Source organism: Marinobacter sp. (assembly GCF_014859525.1).
Lineage (GTDB): Bacteria > Pseudomonadota > Gammaproteobacteria > Pseudomonadales > Oleiphilaceae > Marinobacter.
This window is the reverse complement of sequence record NZ_JACUUB010000003.1, coordinates 39,729-56,096: the sequence shown is the minus strand read 5'-3', so window position 1 is coordinate 56,096 and position 16,368 is coordinate 39,729. Positions and strand designations below refer to the sequence as shown.

The 16,368-nt window shown below is 55.2% G+C and carries 13 protein-coding genes and 1 pseudogene; 8 read left to right on the top strand and 6 right to left on the bottom strand.

What is annotated here, in order from left to right; translation table 11 throughout:
• Nucleotides 1–12: 12 nt before the first annotated feature.
• On the bottom strand, nucleotides 13–456 hold the full coding sequence (gene rnhA, locus IBX51_RS01665; RefSeq protein ID WP_291828021.1) for a ribonuclease HI: 444 nt from the start codon (nucleotides 454–456) through the stop codon (nucleotides 13–15).
• Nucleotides 457–473: 17 nt separating this feature from the next.
• Nucleotides 474–1,277, bottom strand: a complete 804-nt coding sequence (locus IBX51_RS01660) for a class I SAM-dependent methyltransferase (RefSeq protein WP_291828200.1) — start codon at nucleotides 1,275–1,277, stop codon at nucleotides 474–476.
• A gap of 111 nt (nucleotides 1,278–1,388) precedes the next feature.
• Here IBX51_RS01660 and gloB point away from each other — a divergent pair, with 111 nt between their 5' ends.
• From gloB to IBX51_RS01625, 7 genes are all read left to right on the top strand, one after another.
• Nucleotides 1,389–2,183: a hydroxyacylglutathione hydrolase gene (gene gloB / locus IBX51_RS01655; protein WP_291828018.1), complete on the top strand. Its 795-nt coding sequence runs from the start codon at nucleotides 1,389–1,391 to the stop codon at nucleotides 2,181–2,183.
• 163 nt (nucleotides 2,184–2,346) lie between these two features.
• The gene (locus tag IBX51_RS01650) at nucleotides 2,347–4,086 is read left to right on the top strand and encodes a LysM peptidoglycan-binding domain-containing protein (protein WP_291828016.1); all 1,740 of its coding nucleotides are present in this window, start codon (nucleotides 2,347–2,349) and stop codon (nucleotides 4,084–4,086) included.
• Between the two features lie 12 nt (nucleotides 4,087–4,098).
• On the top strand, nucleotides 4,099–5,931 hold the full coding sequence (locus IBX51_RS01645; RefSeq protein WP_291828013.1) for an extracellular solute-binding protein: 1,833 nt from the start codon (nucleotides 4,099–4,101) through the stop codon (nucleotides 5,929–5,931).
• A gap of 46 nt (nucleotides 5,932–5,977) precedes the next feature.
• On the top strand, nucleotides 5,978–7,063 hold the full coding sequence (locus tag IBX51_RS01640; RefSeq protein ID WP_291828011.1) for a microcin C ABC transporter permease YejB: 1,086 nt from the start codon (nucleotides 5,978–5,980) through the stop codon (nucleotides 7,061–7,063).
• A gap of 2 nt (nucleotides 7,064–7,065) precedes the next feature.
• Nucleotides 7,066–8,088, top strand: coding sequence for an ABC transporter permease (locus IBX51_RS01635; RefSeq protein WP_291828008.1), 1,023 nt, complete (start codon nucleotides 7,066–7,068; stop codon nucleotides 8,086–8,088).
• Between the two features lies 1 nt (nucleotide 8,089).
• Nucleotides 8,090–9,688 carry an ABC transporter ATP-binding protein gene (locus tag IBX51_RS01630; protein WP_291828005.1) on the top strand — a complete coding sequence of 533 codons (1,599 nt, stop codon included), beginning with the start codon at nucleotides 8,090–8,092 and terminating at the stop codon, nucleotides 9,686–9,688.
• A gap of 68 nt (nucleotides 9,689–9,756) precedes the next feature.
• Complete coding sequence (locus IBX51_RS01625; RefSeq protein ID WP_291828002.1) at nucleotides 9,757–10,542, top strand: enoyl-ACP reductase; 786 nt, start codon at nucleotides 9,757–9,759, stop codon at nucleotides 10,540–10,542.
• A 56-nt stretch (nucleotides 10,543–10,598) separates the two neighbouring features.
• On the opposite strand, the gene IBX51_RS01620 is transcribed toward IBX51_RS01625, so the two are convergent.
• A complete protein-coding gene (locus IBX51_RS01620; RefSeq protein WP_291828000.1) occupies nucleotides 10,599–11,009 on the bottom strand; it encodes a PilZ domain-containing protein in 411 nt (136 codons plus the stop codon).
• 12 nt (nucleotides 11,010–11,021) lie between these two features.
• Nucleotides 11,022–12,728 (bottom strand): DUF1631 family protein, encoded by a 1,707-nt coding sequence (locus tag IBX51_RS01615; RefSeq protein ID WP_291827997.1) that lies wholly within the window; start codon nucleotides 12,726–12,728, stop codon nucleotides 11,022–11,024.
• A 297-nt stretch (nucleotides 12,729–13,025) separates the two neighbouring features.
• Here IBX51_RS01615 and IBX51_RS01610 point away from each other — a divergent pair, with 297 nt between their 5' ends.
• Entirely contained in the window at nucleotides 13,026–14,099 is a 1,074-nt protein-coding gene (locus IBX51_RS01610) for a 3-deoxy-7-phosphoheptulonate synthase (protein WP_291827995.1), read from the top strand.
• Nucleotides 14,100–14,172: 73 nt separating this feature from the next.
• Here IBX51_RS01610 and cobA read toward each other — a convergent pair.
• Nucleotides 14,173–15,030, bottom strand: a pseudogene (cobA, locus tag IBX51_RS01605) (uroporphyrinogen-III C-methyltransferase); the annotation flags it as partial.
• Entirely contained in the window at nucleotides 15,024–16,298 is a 1,275-nt protein-coding gene (gene serS / locus IBX51_RS01600; protein WP_291827990.1) for a serine--tRNA ligase, read from the bottom strand. The pseudogene cobA and the gene serS, both read right to left, overlap by 7 nt.
• Nucleotides 16,299–16,368 lie beyond the last annotated feature (70 nt).

The following is a 16,368-nucleotide window of genomic DNA, read 5'->3' as shown; positions in this document are numbered from 1 at the left end:
CAGTGATCGCAATCAGCTGCCGGAGAGTTCCGCGACACCCTGGTTTGCCAGTTCATCTGCGAGTTCGTTGTCCGGGTTACCGGAATGGCCTTTTACCCAGTGCCAGTTCACCTTGTGGCGAGCGGTTTCGGTATCCAGCTCTTGCCACAAGTCCGCATTTTTGACCGGTTTTTTAGCCGAATTTTTCCAGCCATTTCGCTTCCAGCCCGCCAGCCATTCGGTGATGCCTTTGCGGACATACTGGGAATCCGTGTATAGCTCTATCTGGCACGGTCGAGTCAGAGCTCTCAAGCCACGGATTGCCGCCATCAGCTCCATGCGATTATTGGTGGTGTGCTGTTCACCGCCATGCAGTGTCTTGCAGGCACCACCATACCTCAACACCACGCCCCATCCACCCCGGCCCGGGTTGCCTTTGCAGGCGCCATCGGTGTACATCACTACCTTGTCAGCCATCCGCTATCCTGTTTTAGTCAAAGCTCATCTATAGTTTCGGGTAAACGGCTCGTGCAACCTCTGGACGCGCCTACAGCACCGGGCAAGGACATGACTTTAGTCTTGCGCCAGGAGGCTCTCGTTCGAATCGGTGCATAAATGCGTTTGCGCGCAAGGATACAGTAATAAGCGCCAACGGGCAGGAAGTGACCGTTTTGATTCAGCAACCGATGGTTTCTGGTGGTGTAGCCTTCTTTTCTCTGAACCGGCAACGTACAGAAGTGAGTGCACGAACTCTCCAGCTGGAAACCCAGAAGCCTAAGCCAGTCTTCCATGCGGGATCTCATCAGGAACCGACCACCCCAAGGCCCTTGCCTTTGCCTCGACACCAGTCGGCGAATACCCCACAAGCTCAGGGGATTAAAACCAACAAGAGCGATTCGGCCCTCACCCCTGAGTACTCTGGCAGACTCCCGCAACACCTGGTGCGGGTCTGGGGAGAAATCTGCAGCATGGTGCAGAATGACCAGATCCATGGACTCACCGGGGAACGGCAGCTCATCGGCATCGCACACAGCGACACCATCCGGCATGTGCGGCTGCCACACCGGCGAGGTGATGATTTTTTGCATAAAATCGGCACTGCTTGCCAACGGCAGCCGATGACTCAATCCTACCTGTAACTGGCGAGCACCCGCCAACCCCTCAAATGAGTGATCCAGAACCCGTCGCTGACTGGCTAACAATGATCGGCCCAACGGAGTCTGGAACCAACGTTCAAAGCTTTCGTGTCGCTCTGAATACTTTACAGTTCCTGAGGCTTTCACCCTGTCATTCTCCATCGGTTGCGTGTTCCCTGAACCGGCGTAGACCCCTGGCTCCGGACGAACCTTGGGATAAACACGGCGTTGCTCTATCATAACAGGCACATTCATTGAGCACATGGGGTCATCATGTTCAATATCAGCGCTATTCCCGCTTTCTCTGACAACTACATCTGGTGCCTGTCCGACCAGGCCTCCGGTGCAGCGCTGATCGTTGACCCCGGCCAGGCCCAGCCCGTTCAGGAGTACCTGGAGCAAAATCAGTTAACCCTCGACACCATTCTGATTACTCACCACCACCCCGATCACACCGGGGGGGTTGCCGCTCTGATCAAAACCTTTCCGAATGCCCGGGTGACCGGTCCGGCAGACTCACCCTTTAAAGGCACAACGAATCAGATTAACCCTGGCGATGAAGTTATCTGGCGAGATTTGACCTTTCAGGTTATCGGCGTGCCCGGCCATACCCTGGATCATCTCGCCTATTTCTGCGATACACCAGTGAACGATCGTCCGATTCTGTTTTGCGGTGACACCTTGTTTGTCTGCGGCTGTGGCCGGCTGTTTGAAGGCAAACCGGAACAAATGCGGCAGTCGCTGGCATCGCTTCGCAGTCTGCCTGATCAGACCGCCGTCTACTGTGCCCATGAGTACACTCTCGCCAATATACGATTTGCGCGCAGCTGGTTACCAGACAACACGGACCTGTCTGACTTTGAACAAAACTGCATGGCTCGGCGCAACCGCGGTGAAGCCACGGTGCCGTCAACCATTGGGGTTGAAAAGGCACTGAATCCCTTTATGAAGTGGGATGATCCAGCGGTGATCGACGCGGCCAGTCGCTACGCCGTCAGCGCAGGCTTACCTCACGATTCCGACACTGCCATCTTTGCAGCGATCCGCCATGGCAAAGACCACTTCTGAGTCGGCATAAGGGTGTTTTTAACATTTCTTGTCACAGCCGTAACATCAGCTGTATTGACCCATGGAAAAGGGCACCCATAGAATCCGGTTTCTATAACGACCGTAAACTGTTAAATGTGCCGGGATTCAAGACAGACTCGGCCCTAACCCGGAAATTGCCTTTATGTCGGTCAAACGATTTTCTTATGTGCTGGTTGCCAGCACTCTGCTTGCAGGCTGCAGCACCAGTCAGGTGATGGAAAACTGGCATACGCCGTCGGCGTGGTTCAGTGATGACGATGCCAGTAACGCTCATAACCCATTGGATTCCGATGAACTCGTGGTCGCCCGAGGCGATGAAGATCTGAAAAAATCGATCGCAGCGGGAAATGGCAAACGATCCGGTGATGCACCTCTGGACCACGCCATTGCCCCTGAGCTGAGGGAGCAAGCCCGCGAAGCCCGAGAGAAACTTGATAAACCACGGGCGGATCAGGATCTTGCGGAGACCGGAGAAGATCTGTGGGTTCGATTGCGGGCTGGTTTTCAAATGGACCACTCGATCAGCAACTCCCGAGTTCAGGCTCAGCTTGACTGGTATACCCGTAACCCCCGTTACATTGACCGGGTAGTAGAGAGAGGTTCCCGCTATCTTCACCATATATTAGAAGAAACCGAAAAACGCGGCCTGCCCAACGAGCTTGCCCTGCTGCCTATTGTCGAAAGCGCGTTTGACCCGTTCGCTTACTCCCACGGCCGCGCTGCCGGTCTGTGGCAGTTTATTCCGTCGACCGGAAAGTACTTTGGGCTTACCCAAAGCTGGTGGCACGACGACCGCCGAGACGTCATCGCAGCCACCGATGCAGCACTCACCTACCTTGACCGCTTGGCCAACCGTTTTGACGGCGATTACACCCTTGCTCTGGCTGCCTACAACGCGGGCGGTGGCACGGTATCCAGCGCCATGCGCCGGAACCGTAATGCCGGCAAGCCGACGGATTACTGGTCGTTGGGCCTGCCAACGGAAACTCGCCATTACGTACCAAAGCTGATCGCCCTGGCCAAGATTTTTGACGATCCCAAAGCGTATGGCATTGAGCTTCCAGCCCTGAAGGACGAACCGTTTTTTGACGTTGTCGACACCGGCTCACAGCTTGATCTCGCTCAGGCAGCTGAACTGGCCGACATCGAAATTAACGAAATCTACCTGCTCAACCCCTCCTACAACCGCTGGGCCACCAACCCGGACGGGCCTCACCGTTTGCTCGTACCAATCGAGAAAGCCGAAGGGTTCCGTTCGGCGCTGGCACAATTCCCGGCTGAGCAACGGGTGTCGTGGCAAGACTACCGAGTGCAAAGCGGCGATAGCCTCAACACCATCGCCCGGAAGTTCTCTACAACCCCGGCGGTGATCCAGCAAGTCAATAAACTCGACACCGACCTGATCCGGATTGGGCAGCAATTGCTGATTCCATCTGCCACCAAAGGCTCCGCTACCTACGCACTCAGTCAGTCACAACGGCTGCAACGCACTCAGGAACGACAACGGGACGGCAACAAAGTGGACTACACCGTTCGCCGGGGCGATACTTTCTGGGACATCGCCCGGGAGCACCGGGTGTCCGTTCGTGAAGTGGCGGCCTGGAATGGCATGGCCCCGGGAGACCCACTGATTCCGGGCAAACAATTGGTGATCTGGTCAAAAACGGCGCAACCCACCAGGGTGGCGAGCAATCAACGCAACGACGCCATGGTTCGCAGAGTCGGATACCGTGTACGCCAGGGCGACTCCCTGTCTGCCATTGCCAGCCGGTTTTCGGTGAATGTGCGGGATATCGCATCATGGAACGATCTTAATACCAACCGTTATCTGCAACCCGGTCAAAGTCTGGTACTCTACGTTGACATAAGAAACAGCCCATAACGTGCGAGAATCATGACAAAAACACGGAAAGCATGTCGCCTGTCCCTGTGTGGACTGATTACATCTCTGGCTCTGGTGGCCGCCCCGGCAAGTTATGCTGACGACCACCAGGGTGACCGGCTACAGCCCGTCCACGGCATCGCCATGCACGGCGAGCTAAAGTATCCGCCGGGTTTCAGTCATTTCGATTACGTTAACCCGGACGCTCCGAAAGGCGGCACCCTGAAGCTGTCGGTCGTTTCTAACGGTTTCGACAGCTTTAATCCCTTCGTGATCCGTGGAGTTGCCGCCGCAGGTGTCAGCACCTATGTTTACGACACCCTGATGGAATCTTCCGCTGATGAGCCATTTTCAGAATATGGACTGATTGCCGAAAGCGCCGAGATTCCAGATGATCGTCGCTACGTGATTTTCAACCTGCGCGAACAGGCGCGGTTTCAGGATGGCAAGCCTATTACGGCGCAAGACGTAGAATTTTCTTATCGCATTCTGACCACCGAAGGGCACCCGTTCTACCGCAACTACTACTCCGATGTCAGTAAAGTCACCGTTGAGAACAGCCACCGGGTCCGATTCGACTTCGGCGACACAGACAATCGGGAACTTCCGTTAATTCTCGGGCAGATGCCAATTCTGCCTGCCCACTACTGGGAAGACCGGGAGTTTGGCCGTAGCGGGCTCGCCACGCCGGTCGGCAGCGGCCCGTATCGAATAGCTTCTTATGATGCCGGGCGCTCGGTCAGATACGAACGTGTCGAGGATTATTGGGCTAAAGATCTACCGGTTCGTAAAGGTCGATTTAACTACGACCGCATCGAATACGAATACTACAACGATGATACCGTTGCGCTGGAAGCCTTCAAAGCCGGCAACTTCGACTTCCGCCAGGAATCCTCCGCCAAGAACTGGGCAACGGCCTACACCGGGCGACGCTTCGAAGATGGCAGCATCCTGCGCGAAGCCATCGCTCACCAGCGACCCAGTGGCATGCAGGGTTTCGTTTTCAATACCCGTAAAGCCGTCTTCAGCCACCCCAAAGTCAGACAGGCCCTGGCCTACGGTTTTGATTTCCAATGGGCCAACCGCAACCTGTTTTTCGACCAGTATACCCGGACCAACAGCTATTTTGAGAACAGCGAACTGGCCTCCTCCGGCTTGCCTGAAGGCCCGGAGCTGAAAATTCTGGAATCGTTCCGCGACCAGCTAAACCCGGATGTATTCACCACCGAATATACCCCGCCTGATACCGCAGGCGATCAGACCATGCGCGATAACCTTCGTGCGGCTATGGGGTTACTGAAAGAAGCCGGCTACAGTATCCAGAATGGCAAGATGGTGGATGAAAAAACTGGCAATCCGCTCACATTTGAGGTTCTTTTGTTTCAGAAGAGTTTTGAGCGCGTGGTTCTGCCCTTTACCCGCAACCTTGAAAGACTGGGCATTGATGTCACCGTTCGACTGGTTGATAGCAACCAGTACATTCAGCGGGTTCGCAGCTTTGACTTTGACATGATCACGCAAGTGCTTCCCCAATCGGACTCACCCGGTAACGAACAACGGGAATACTGGCACTCTGGTACCGCTGAGATCTCTGGCTCCAGGAATTTTATGGGGGTCACCGATCCGGTCATTGATCAACTGGTAGATCTGGTGATTCAGGCGCCGGACCGTGACCAGCTGGTGCACCGTGTTCGGGCGCTCGATCGGGTGCTGCTGCATAATCATTATGTGATTCCGCACTGGCACCTGACCAAAGACCGCATAGCCTACTGGAACCATTTACAAAGGCCTGAGGTCACACCGAAGAATGGCATTGATCTGAACAACTGGTGGATCACTCCCTGATCAATCGACAAACCCTAACGCTGTCATGAAAGGACTTCTCCCGTAAATGGGCATCTACATTCTCCGGCGGCTTGCACTGATCATCCCTACGCTTGTAGGGATTATGTTACTCAATTTTCTGATTGTTCAAGCCGCACCCGGTGGACCGGTTGAACAGCTGATCGCCCAAATGGAGGGCCACGGCAGCAGTGCCCTGGCCCGGGCCGGTGGCGGCGACATGGGCGGCGAAGTGGTAACCAGTTCGGGTGACAGTCGGGGCTCGCGCGGCTTGCCCCCAGAGCTTCTCAAAGAAATCGAAGTAATGTACGGTTTCGACAAACCTGCCCACGAACGCTTTCTGAAAATGCTCAAGGACTACGCCACGTTTGATTTTGGCGAATCGTTCTTCCGAGATCGCACGGTGGTAGAGCTGATCATCGACAAAATGCCGGTGTCCATTTCGCTGGGTCTCTGGTCCACCTTGATCATCTATCTGGTTTCCATTCCCCTGGGTATCCGTAAGGGCATCAGCGATGGCTCCCGTTTTGATGTCTGGACCAGCTCTGCCATTGTTGTGGGCTATGCCATTCCGGGCTTTCTGTTTGCAATCCTGCTGATTGTCTTGTTCGCAGGTGGCAGCTATTTTGACTGGTTCCCTCTACGGGGCCTGACCTCTCCGAATTTTGATGAATTGAACTGGTATCAAAAGATTGGCGATTATTTCTGGCACTTGGCGTTGCCGGTCACAGCCAATGTGATCGGAGGGTTTGCCACTCTGACCCTGCTCACCAAAAACTCATTTCTCGATGAAATTGGTAAACAGTACGTGGTAACTGCAAGGGCAAAGGGCCTGGAAGAAAAGCAGGTGCTGTATGGCCATGTCTTTCGCAACGCCATGCTGATCGTGATCGCCAGCATGCCGGGCGTACTGGTGTCGTTGTTCTTTACCGGATCGTTGCTGATCGAGGTAATCTTTTCGTTAGACGGTCTTGGCTTGCTTGGGTTTGAAGCCGCGCTTAACCGGGACTATCCGGTCATCTTCGGGACCCTCTTTATCTTTACCCTGATGGGTCTGGTGCTCAAACTGGTAAGCGACATCACTTATGTGTTGGTGGATCCGCGCATCGACTTTGAAAGCCGGGAGGGTGCGTAATCATGCCCCAACTGACGCCCATTCAGCGCCGTCGGCTCCGGAACTTTCGCAACAATCGCCGTGGTTACTGGTCGCTCTGGCTCTTCCTTTTGCTATTCGGTCTATCGTTGGTGGCTGAGCTCATTGCCAACGACAAACCCCTCCTGGTGTCGTACCAGGGCGATCTGTACGTTCCGGTGTTTCAATCAGTGCCGGAGGAAACCTTCGGGGGATTCCTGCCGACCGAAACAGACTATCGTGACCATTTCATCCGGGATGAGATTGCAGCCAACGGCTGGATGCTCTGGCCGCCCATTCGGTTTAGCTACAACACCATCAATTACGAGCTGGAGGTGCCCTCACCGGCCCCGCCCAGCCTTGAAAACTGGCTGGGTACCGACGATCAGGGCCGAGATGTCGCTGCCCGGGTGATCTACGGCTTCCGCATCTCGGTCGTGTTCGGCCTTACGCTTACCATCGCCAGCTGCATAGTGGGCGTTATCGTTGGCGCGATTCAGGGCTTTTATGGCGGCAAAGTTGACCTGTTCGGTCAACGATTCATTGAAATCTGGTCCGGCCTGCCGATGCTGTACCTGCTGATCATTCTCTCAGCACTGGTTCAGCCAAACTTCTGGTGGTTGCTCGGCATTATGCTGTTGTTCAGCTGGATGGGGCTGGTGGACGTGGTCCGGGCTGAGTTTCTAAGAGCTCGTAATTTTGAGTATGTAAAGGCCGCCAGGGCGCTGGGGCTGGATAATCGCCACATCATGTTCCGTCATATTTTACCAAATGCCATGGTCGCTACCCTCACCTTTTTGCCGTTTATCCTGACCGGTGCCATCACGGGTCTGACTTCCCTGGATTTTCTGGGCTTTGGTCTGCCGTCCGGATCCCCGTCACTGGGTGAGCTGATTGCCCAGGGCAAGGCCAACCTGCACGCTCCCTGGCTTGGGATTTCAGCATTTGTCTCTCTGTCGGTCATGCTGACCCTGCTGGTGTTTGTCGGCGAAGCCGTGCGTGATGCCTTTGACCCGAGAAAGAACTGACATGACTGACCTTTTAAGTATCTCAGACCTGTCCATCTGTTTTGATCACGGCGCACCGGTGGTGAACAAACTGTCGCTGAGCATCGGCGCAGGTGAAACCCTGGCGCTGGTGGGTGAAAGTGGCTCGGGTAAATCGGTCTCAGCGTTGTCTGTGTTACAACTGCTCGATGCGCGCCACGTCAGTTACCCCTCCGGACAGATCCTGTACCGGGGTGAGAACCTGCTGAGCACCTCGGAAAAGCGACTTCGTCAAATCCGGGGGCGCGAAATCAGTATGATTTTCCAGGAGCCCATGACCTCGCTGAACCCGTTGCACACGGTAGAGAAGCAGATCTGCGAAACCCTGGAGCTGCACAAGGGCATGCGCGGACCGCAAGCTCAAAAACGATGTATCGAGTTGCTGGATCTTGTTGGCATCCCTGAACCGGAGCGTCGGCTCAAGAGCTACCCTCACCAGTTGTCGGGCGGACAGAAGCAGCGTGTCATGATCGCGATGGCACTTGCCAACGAGCCGGAGCTGCTGATTGCCGATGAGCCCACCACCGCGCTCGACGTTACCGTGCAGAAACAGGTCCTTGAACTGCTGAAATCCTTGCAGCAAAAATTAGGCATGGCGATTCTTCTGATTACCCACGATCTCAGTATCGTTCGCCGCTATGCCGATCGTGTGGTTGTGATGGAACACGGCAAGCAGGTAGAAGAAGCCCCGACCGAGCAGCTGTTTTCCCAGCCGGAACACCCATACACCCGCAAGCTGATCGATGCCGAACCACCGGAACACCCTCAGCCGCTCACCCACACCACAAACACGCTGATGGCGGTGGACAACCTCAACGTTCACTTTCCTATCCGAAAAAACCTGCTGGGGCGGGTCACAGAAAGCTTTCACGCCGTACAGGATGTCGGTTTCCAACTGCAGGCCGGTGAGACTCTGGGCATTGTTGGTGAGAGTGGCAGTGGCAAGACCACCATTGGCCATGCGCTCCTTAAGCTGACTGGCAGTACGGGTACCATCCGCCTTTCAGGCACGGATCTGGGGCCGCTTTCACAGAAAAATTTCAGGCCCTGGCGCAAACGGATTCAGATCGTTTTTCAGGACCCGTTTGGTAGTCTGAGCCCAAGAATGTCGGTAGCGGAGATTGTCCGGGAAGGACTTGAGATTCACGATAGTGGTCGTGCGCAGCAACACGAAGCGATGGTCATTCAAGCGCTGAAAGACGTCGGCCTTGATCCTGACGCGCGGCACCGGTACCCCCATGAATTCTCTGGCGGGCAACGGCAGCGCATTGCCATTGCCCGAGCACTCGTTCTACAACCGGAACTGATTATTCTGGATGAGCCCACATCCGCCCTGGACCGCACGGTTCAGAAGCAAGTGATTGAGCTTTTGAGAGAAATTCAGGCCCGATATAAGTTAAGCTATATCTTTATTAGCCACGATCTGGCCGTCGTTCGCGCGCTCAGCCACCAATTGCTGGTGCTCAGGAATGGCAGGATTGTGGAGTATGGCCCCGCTGAAGCAATTTTCCGGAACCCGCAACAGGACTACACCCGAGAATTGCTGAGCGCGGCGTTTTTTTACCAGTCTACGACCAATTGAGCGTTACTCCGACTGAAGCATGTCGGGGATAATGCGCCAAAACCAAGGAACACAGGGAGCAGATACCCATGGGAATTCTCAGTGGCAAGAAAGCGCTGATTGTTGGCGTCGCCAGCAAGTATTCCATCGCCTACGGCATTGCCGAGGCGTTCGCTCGTGAAGGTGCCGAAATGGCCTTCACCTATCAAAACGAAAAGCTTCAATCGCGGGTAGAAAAGTTCGCCGAGCAATGGGGCAGTCAGCTGACCTACCCCTGCGATGTTGCCAGCGATCAAGAGATCGAGAATGTGTTCACAGAGTTGAACAAACACTGGGACAACATCGACATCATCATTCATGCAGTGGGCTTTGCGCCGGGCCATGAGCTGGATGGTAACTATGTGGATGTCACAACCCGGGATGGCTTCCGTATTGCTCATGACATCAGCTCCTACAGCTTTGTCGCTCTGGCCAAGGGTGCTCGCAAGATGATGCACGAAGGCAGCAGCCTGCTGACATTGAGTTACCTGGGCGCTGAAAAAGTGCTGCAAAACTATAACGTGATGGGTCTGGCCAAGGCCTCTCTGGAAGCCAACGTTCGCTATATGGCTGCCAGCCTTGGCAAAGAAGGCATCCGGGTAAATGGCATTTCGGCAGGCCCGATCAAGACCCTGGCGGCCTCCGGTATCAAGAGCTTTCGCCGGATGCTGGCCGAAAACGCCAAACGGGCTCCGTTACGCCGTAATGTGACCACCGATGAGGTTGGCAATGCCGCTGCGTTCCTGTCTTCAGACATGGCCTCCGGTATCACTGGCGAAATCCTGTATGTTGATGGTGGCTTTAACATCACCGGCATGGGTGAACTGGAAGACTGAGTCGCCTGGTTGCCCTCATCGTCCTAAAGAGCCGGCCTTGCGCCGGCTCTTTAGCTTCAGCCATCGGCTAACGCAGTCGCGACCGCGTCTATCCAGTCCAGGTAGTCGGTCTCATCAGATTCCTGCACCCGGATTCCCACCTGGTAACCCTCATCCGTTTGCCGGCACCACATCACCTCGACCATCAGTTTATACCGCTCTGACCGGTGGCCCAAACTGACTTCTGCCATTAGTAGCGAACTCAGATTAAAAGCCTCTGTACTCGCAAGGCTTAGCCCCCGGGCGGAGATATCTCGAATCTGGCATTCGACCGTCTTCTCGGCCGCCCGATCAGCGCTGCAGGTGCCCGGTTCTGGCGTCTCACGCTGAATCCAGGCCCTGGCCCTCGCGGTCAGTCTGTAGTCTTCCCGCTTATCTCTGCCAAGTGGCAATGTCTGAGACGTGCCGAACTGATAATCGTCGTCCATTATGTCAAGTCCTCAGTTCCGCCCTACCCGAATCCGGCCGACCACCCGACTGAGGGTGTCATCGAATTCTGCGGCACTTCCAAGTACCCGGATGCTGCCATTGACAATGCCAGCCACCAGATCGTCGTGTAAAAACTCTTTGCGATTCAAGCCCAGCCGGTCAACAAACACATATTTGCGCGATGCTGAAATTTTCACCGCAAGCTTCAAGCGAACCGGATCACCACCGTCCGTCGCTGGCGTACAAACGATCCAGCCACCAAGACCAATACCCTCGATTTGCCGAATAGCCGCAACCTCAAGCTCCCGCCGCAACCTTTCCTGCTCTGCCTTTGCGTCTTTCCGCCTTTGGCTTTCTGCCTCTGCATGCTGACGATCAAGCTCGGCTTGCCGGGCAGCCTCCTGTTCGGCCTGCACTCGCTCAGCCTCTTCCTTTTCTCGACGCAAACCCTCAGCCTTTGCCCGAGCCTCCTTAGCCGCGTTCTCGCGCTGTTTTTGCTGTTTTGCGCACACCCTCGCAAGCAACTCGACGGACTCTGCCAAAACATCCCCGAATGGTGTCGGTGACGGCAAAGGACGCACCAAGCCGGATTCAAGATTGGTTAAAAAGGCAGACCAAGGCTGGAGTCCCAGCTTAACGCCTGCACCATTGGTCCAAAGCACTTCGCCACTGTCTTCCAGCAACGTAAAGAAGAACCGGCGCTGCTCACCAGCACCCTCGCCCTCTACAAACCAGCAACCACAATACTCAGAAGCCGCATCGGCTGGCACAGACGCGGCCGTAAGCCAGCGGGACTCCCAGCTAAAACTGCCATCAACCTTAAGGCCAGGCGTTAACTCGAGAGCCTCACCGCGAATTCTGTCCACGATGACCGTCTGGATTTCATCCATGACGGCCCGGGGAGGCTCCTGACCAAGCGCCCGCGACCAGACATCCTGGATACGATCACCGATTTGTTCACCAACATGGTACATACGATTTCGGTCACGATCCGAAAGCGCCGGATCTCCCAGCCAGACCAGCCATTCCAGCAACTTATTGGCGTGTCGATACAGCTCTCCCTCAACACCCTCAAGCCAAATGCTCTGTTTAAGAACTTTGTGCCAATCACTCAGGATAAACCGGCTGATCGGCACAGGCAGGTTGCGCCCGGTCAGCGCGCGACCAATCAGCGCACGACTCATCTGGTCGGCAAAACGTTGGCGAGAGGCGCCCTGTTCTGTCTCAAGCAATCGCTCCCTCAGCCTGCCGACCTGGGTTTCTCTCTTCTCTTTATCAACCAGCCATTGCTGGCAATAAGCCTCAACCGGTCCGGTGCGGCCGGACTCGAAGCTCGCAGACACCGCAATGATCAGGCTGTCGAGCTGATCCAGCAGTACTCTGGCCGATCGTCCGCCGGTATCGCTCCAACCGCGCCACTCCTGAAGATTGTCGAGCCAATCCAGAATAACCGGGCCAAATGCCTCGGCTCCATTGGCATCCAATTGCCAGGCAAGCCAGAAACGAAGCCGGGCAATGCGATTCACCAAGGTGTCATGTAGCCCGCTGGTTTTCAGAAACACGTCCATGATGCGATCAGAGAGATACGCGGCGTTGACCTGACGCACCGTCCATTCGATTTCAACAGAGCGTAAAACCCGAGTAACACGCTCATCACGCTGCTCGCCCCAGCACGATAAAAGCAGAGGGCGCCAGTCAGGTACAGCATCGGGTGACAATTTGCCAACCGGATACGGCAAATCCGGAACCCGAATGCCGGTCAAAACCTGTGTGATGTTTTCTGAAACCACCTTTCTGGAGGAAGCGACAGCCTGTGGTTTCCTGGGTGTGGGCGACATCCGGTACCTGTTGTCTGGAAGCGTTGAAAAGGGTCTTCAAATAACGCAGTATAACCAACTCGCCGGGGTTTATCGCAACTGCATGCCGGCGCCATTCGCATTCATCCTTTAACACCGGGCGAACCATGACCGCGTTACCCGGTGATGCAACGATCTGATTCGGGGAAGCACAACAAGATGTCGGGCAAGAAACTTGAAAACCTGAACGTGGCCAGCCAGGAACCGCTGATCACTCCTGAAGCACTGAAGCAGGAATTGCCACTCAGCGATAAAGCAGCAGACACTGTCGCCTCGGGCCGCCAGGCCATTTACGATATTATGGATGGCAAGGACCATCGTCTGTTTGTGGTGTTGGGCCCCTGCTCGATCCACGACGTCGAAGCCGCAACAGATTACGCCACCCGGCTCAAAAAGCTGGCGGACGAAGTCAGTGACACCCTGTTCCTGGTGATGCGAGTCTACTTCGAAAAGCCCCGTACTACCGTTGGCTGGAAAGGCCTGATTAACGACCCGCACCTGAACGATACCTTTGACATTGAGCAAGGCCTGCATATTGGTCGTCGTTTGCTGCTGGACATCAACGAGATGGGCCTTCCGGCGGCCACTGAGGCACTGGATCCGATCTCGCCTCAATACCTTCAGGACACCATCGCCTGGTCTGCCATTGGCGCAAGAACCACGGAGTCCCAGACTCATCGTGAAATGAGCAGTGGACTGTCGATGGCCATCGGCTTCAAAAATGGTACCGATGGCAGCCTGGATGTTGCAGTGAATGCCATGAACTCCGTCTCTCACCCGCACAGTTTCCTGGGTATTGACCAGCAAGGCAAAGTGGCCGTTATCCGCACCAAAGGTAACCACTATGGGCATGTCGTGCTGCGTGGTGGTGGTGGCAAGCCCAATTACGATTCCGTGAGCGTGGCCTTGTGTGAACAGGCACTGGACAAAGCCAAGCTGCGCAAATCCATCATGGTTGACTGCAGCCACGCCAACTCCAGCAAAGACCCGGCGATTCAGCCATTGGTTATGCAGGACGTCACCCACCAGATTCTCGAAGGCAACACCTCCATTCAGAGCTTGATGGTTGAAAGCCACATTAATTGGGGCAATCAGTCCATTCCGGAGAACCTTGAGAACCTGAAGTACGGCGTATCGGTCACCGACGCCTGTATTGACTGGGAAACAACCGAGAAAGCCATCCGCGACATGCGTGAAAAGCTGAAGGACGTACTGCCCAAGCGCGGCAAATAAGATCGATTTACGAGATCAGACGGCACCCGCTCCGAGTGGGTGTCGTCCACGCTTTTTCTTTATCGGCCCGGGCTCAGGTTATCCCCTCCACAGCACCCACCCAATCCAGTCGGCTTCTCAGGCTCACGACATCACCCACAATCACCAGCGTTGGGGGCTGAACGTCACCGCCTTCTACCATGTCAACGATCGTATTCAGGTTACCCACAATCACTTTCTGATCTGGTGTTGTGCCCTTGGACACCAACGCAACAGGCATAACCTTGTTCATGCCATGGGCGATCAATTGACGGCATATAATGGGCAAGCCAACCAGACCCATATAGAACACCAGGGTCTGATTATTCTGAACAAAATCCGACCAGGGCAAATTGCAGGTGTCATCCTTTAAGTGTCCGGTAATGAATCGAACTGACTGGGCGTAATCCCGATGTGTCAGGGGTATACCGGCATAGGCGGCACAACCAGAAGCCGCGGTAATCCCCGGCACCACCTGAAACCGAATCCCTGCATCAGCCAGCGTTTCGATCTCTTCACCGCCACGACCAAAAATAAACGGATCGCCACCCTTCAATCGAACCACTTTTCGCCCTTGTCGCGCCAGGTCAACCAGACGCTGATTGATCTGATCCTGAGGCAACGTGTGATTGGAGCGCTGCTTGCCCACGTGGATCTTCTCCGCAGATTCTGGAATCAGCGCGAGGATTTCCGGAGACACCAGGCGGTCGTAAAGGACAACCTGAGCCGAATGGATCAGGCGCCAGGCCTTCAGGGTGAGAAGTTCCGGGTCACCGGGCCCTGCGCCCACCAGCGCCACCTCACCCGGGGAATTGTTCGGATTGTCTGTTATGGGGTTGAGTCTGTACCGTATCGGTGCAGACCCAGCTTTGATGCCCTGCCCTGGTGCATCGTTTTGTTGCTCGCTCATTGGATGCGATCAATGCCTCTCATGTAAGGTTTGAGAACTTCCGGAACCAGAATGCTGCCATCCTCCTGCTGGTAGTTCTCCATCACCGCAATCATCGCGCGGCCAACCGCCAACCCCGAACCGTTAAGGGTATGCACAGGCTCCGGCTTTCCAGTCTCCGGATTGCGCCAACGGGCTTGCATACGCCGTGCCTGAAAATCACGAGTATTGGAGCAGGAAGAAATTTCACGGTATTTGCCCTGGCCGGGCAACCACACTTCGAGGTCATAGGTTTTCGCCGCAGAGAAGCCCATGTCACCACCGCACAGTGTCATCACCCGATAGGGCAGCTCCAACAACTGGAGAACCTTCTCGGCATGGCCGGTCAGTTGTTCGAGCGCATCCGCAGAGTCTTCCGGGCGCACAATTTGAACCAGCTCCACCTTGTCAAACTGATGCTGCCGGATCATACCGCGAACGTCGCGGCCGTAGGATCCCGCCTCACTGCGAAAACACGGCGTATGGCAGACTAGCCGCACAGGCATTTCGGTCGCATCAAGGATGGTATCCGACACCAGGTTGGTGGCCGGTACTTCTGCGGTCGGTATCAGGTACAGAGGGTTGTCACCCGCCGTTCTGAACAGGTCTGCCTCAAACTTGGGCAACTGGCCGGTGCCAAACAGTGCGTTGGCATTCACCAGATACGGCACATACGCCTCGGTATAACCATGCTCCTCGGTATGCAGGTCAAGCATAAACTGAGCAAGAGCCCGATGCAGTTTGGCCAGGGGGCCCCGCATTACCGCAAAGCGGGAATGAGCAAGCCGTGTGGCCGTCTCGAAATCCAGGCCCTTGAGTTCTTCACCAAGAGCAACATGATCTTTGGGCTCAAAGTCGAAAACTCGCGGAGTGCCCCAGGCACGGGTTTCAACGTTATCATCTTCGCTTTCCCCGGGCGGCACATCCTCGTCTGGCAAATTGGGTATGCCGGCAAAAAAGGCATTCAGGGACTCCTGGACTGAGCGCAATTCGTCCTCGGCTTCTGCTTTTTGCTGTTTGAGGTTATCCACCTCATCCAGCAATGGCTTGATGTCTTCGCCGGCCGCCTTGGCTTTGCCAATAGACTTTGATCGTTTGTTCTGCTCGCCCTGTAGTGTTTCCGTACGAACCTGAATGGCTCTTCGGCGCTCCTCTAAACCCTCGAAGGTGGCAACATCAAACTCATAATTCTTGGTGGCTAGCCTGCGGGCAATTTCTTCAGTCTGAGTACGGACACGTTTCGGATCGAGCATGATCTTCCTGAATTTTCCGGTTAACAAATGAATGAATATGACGGCATTATACCTGCCATGAACCTGCTAA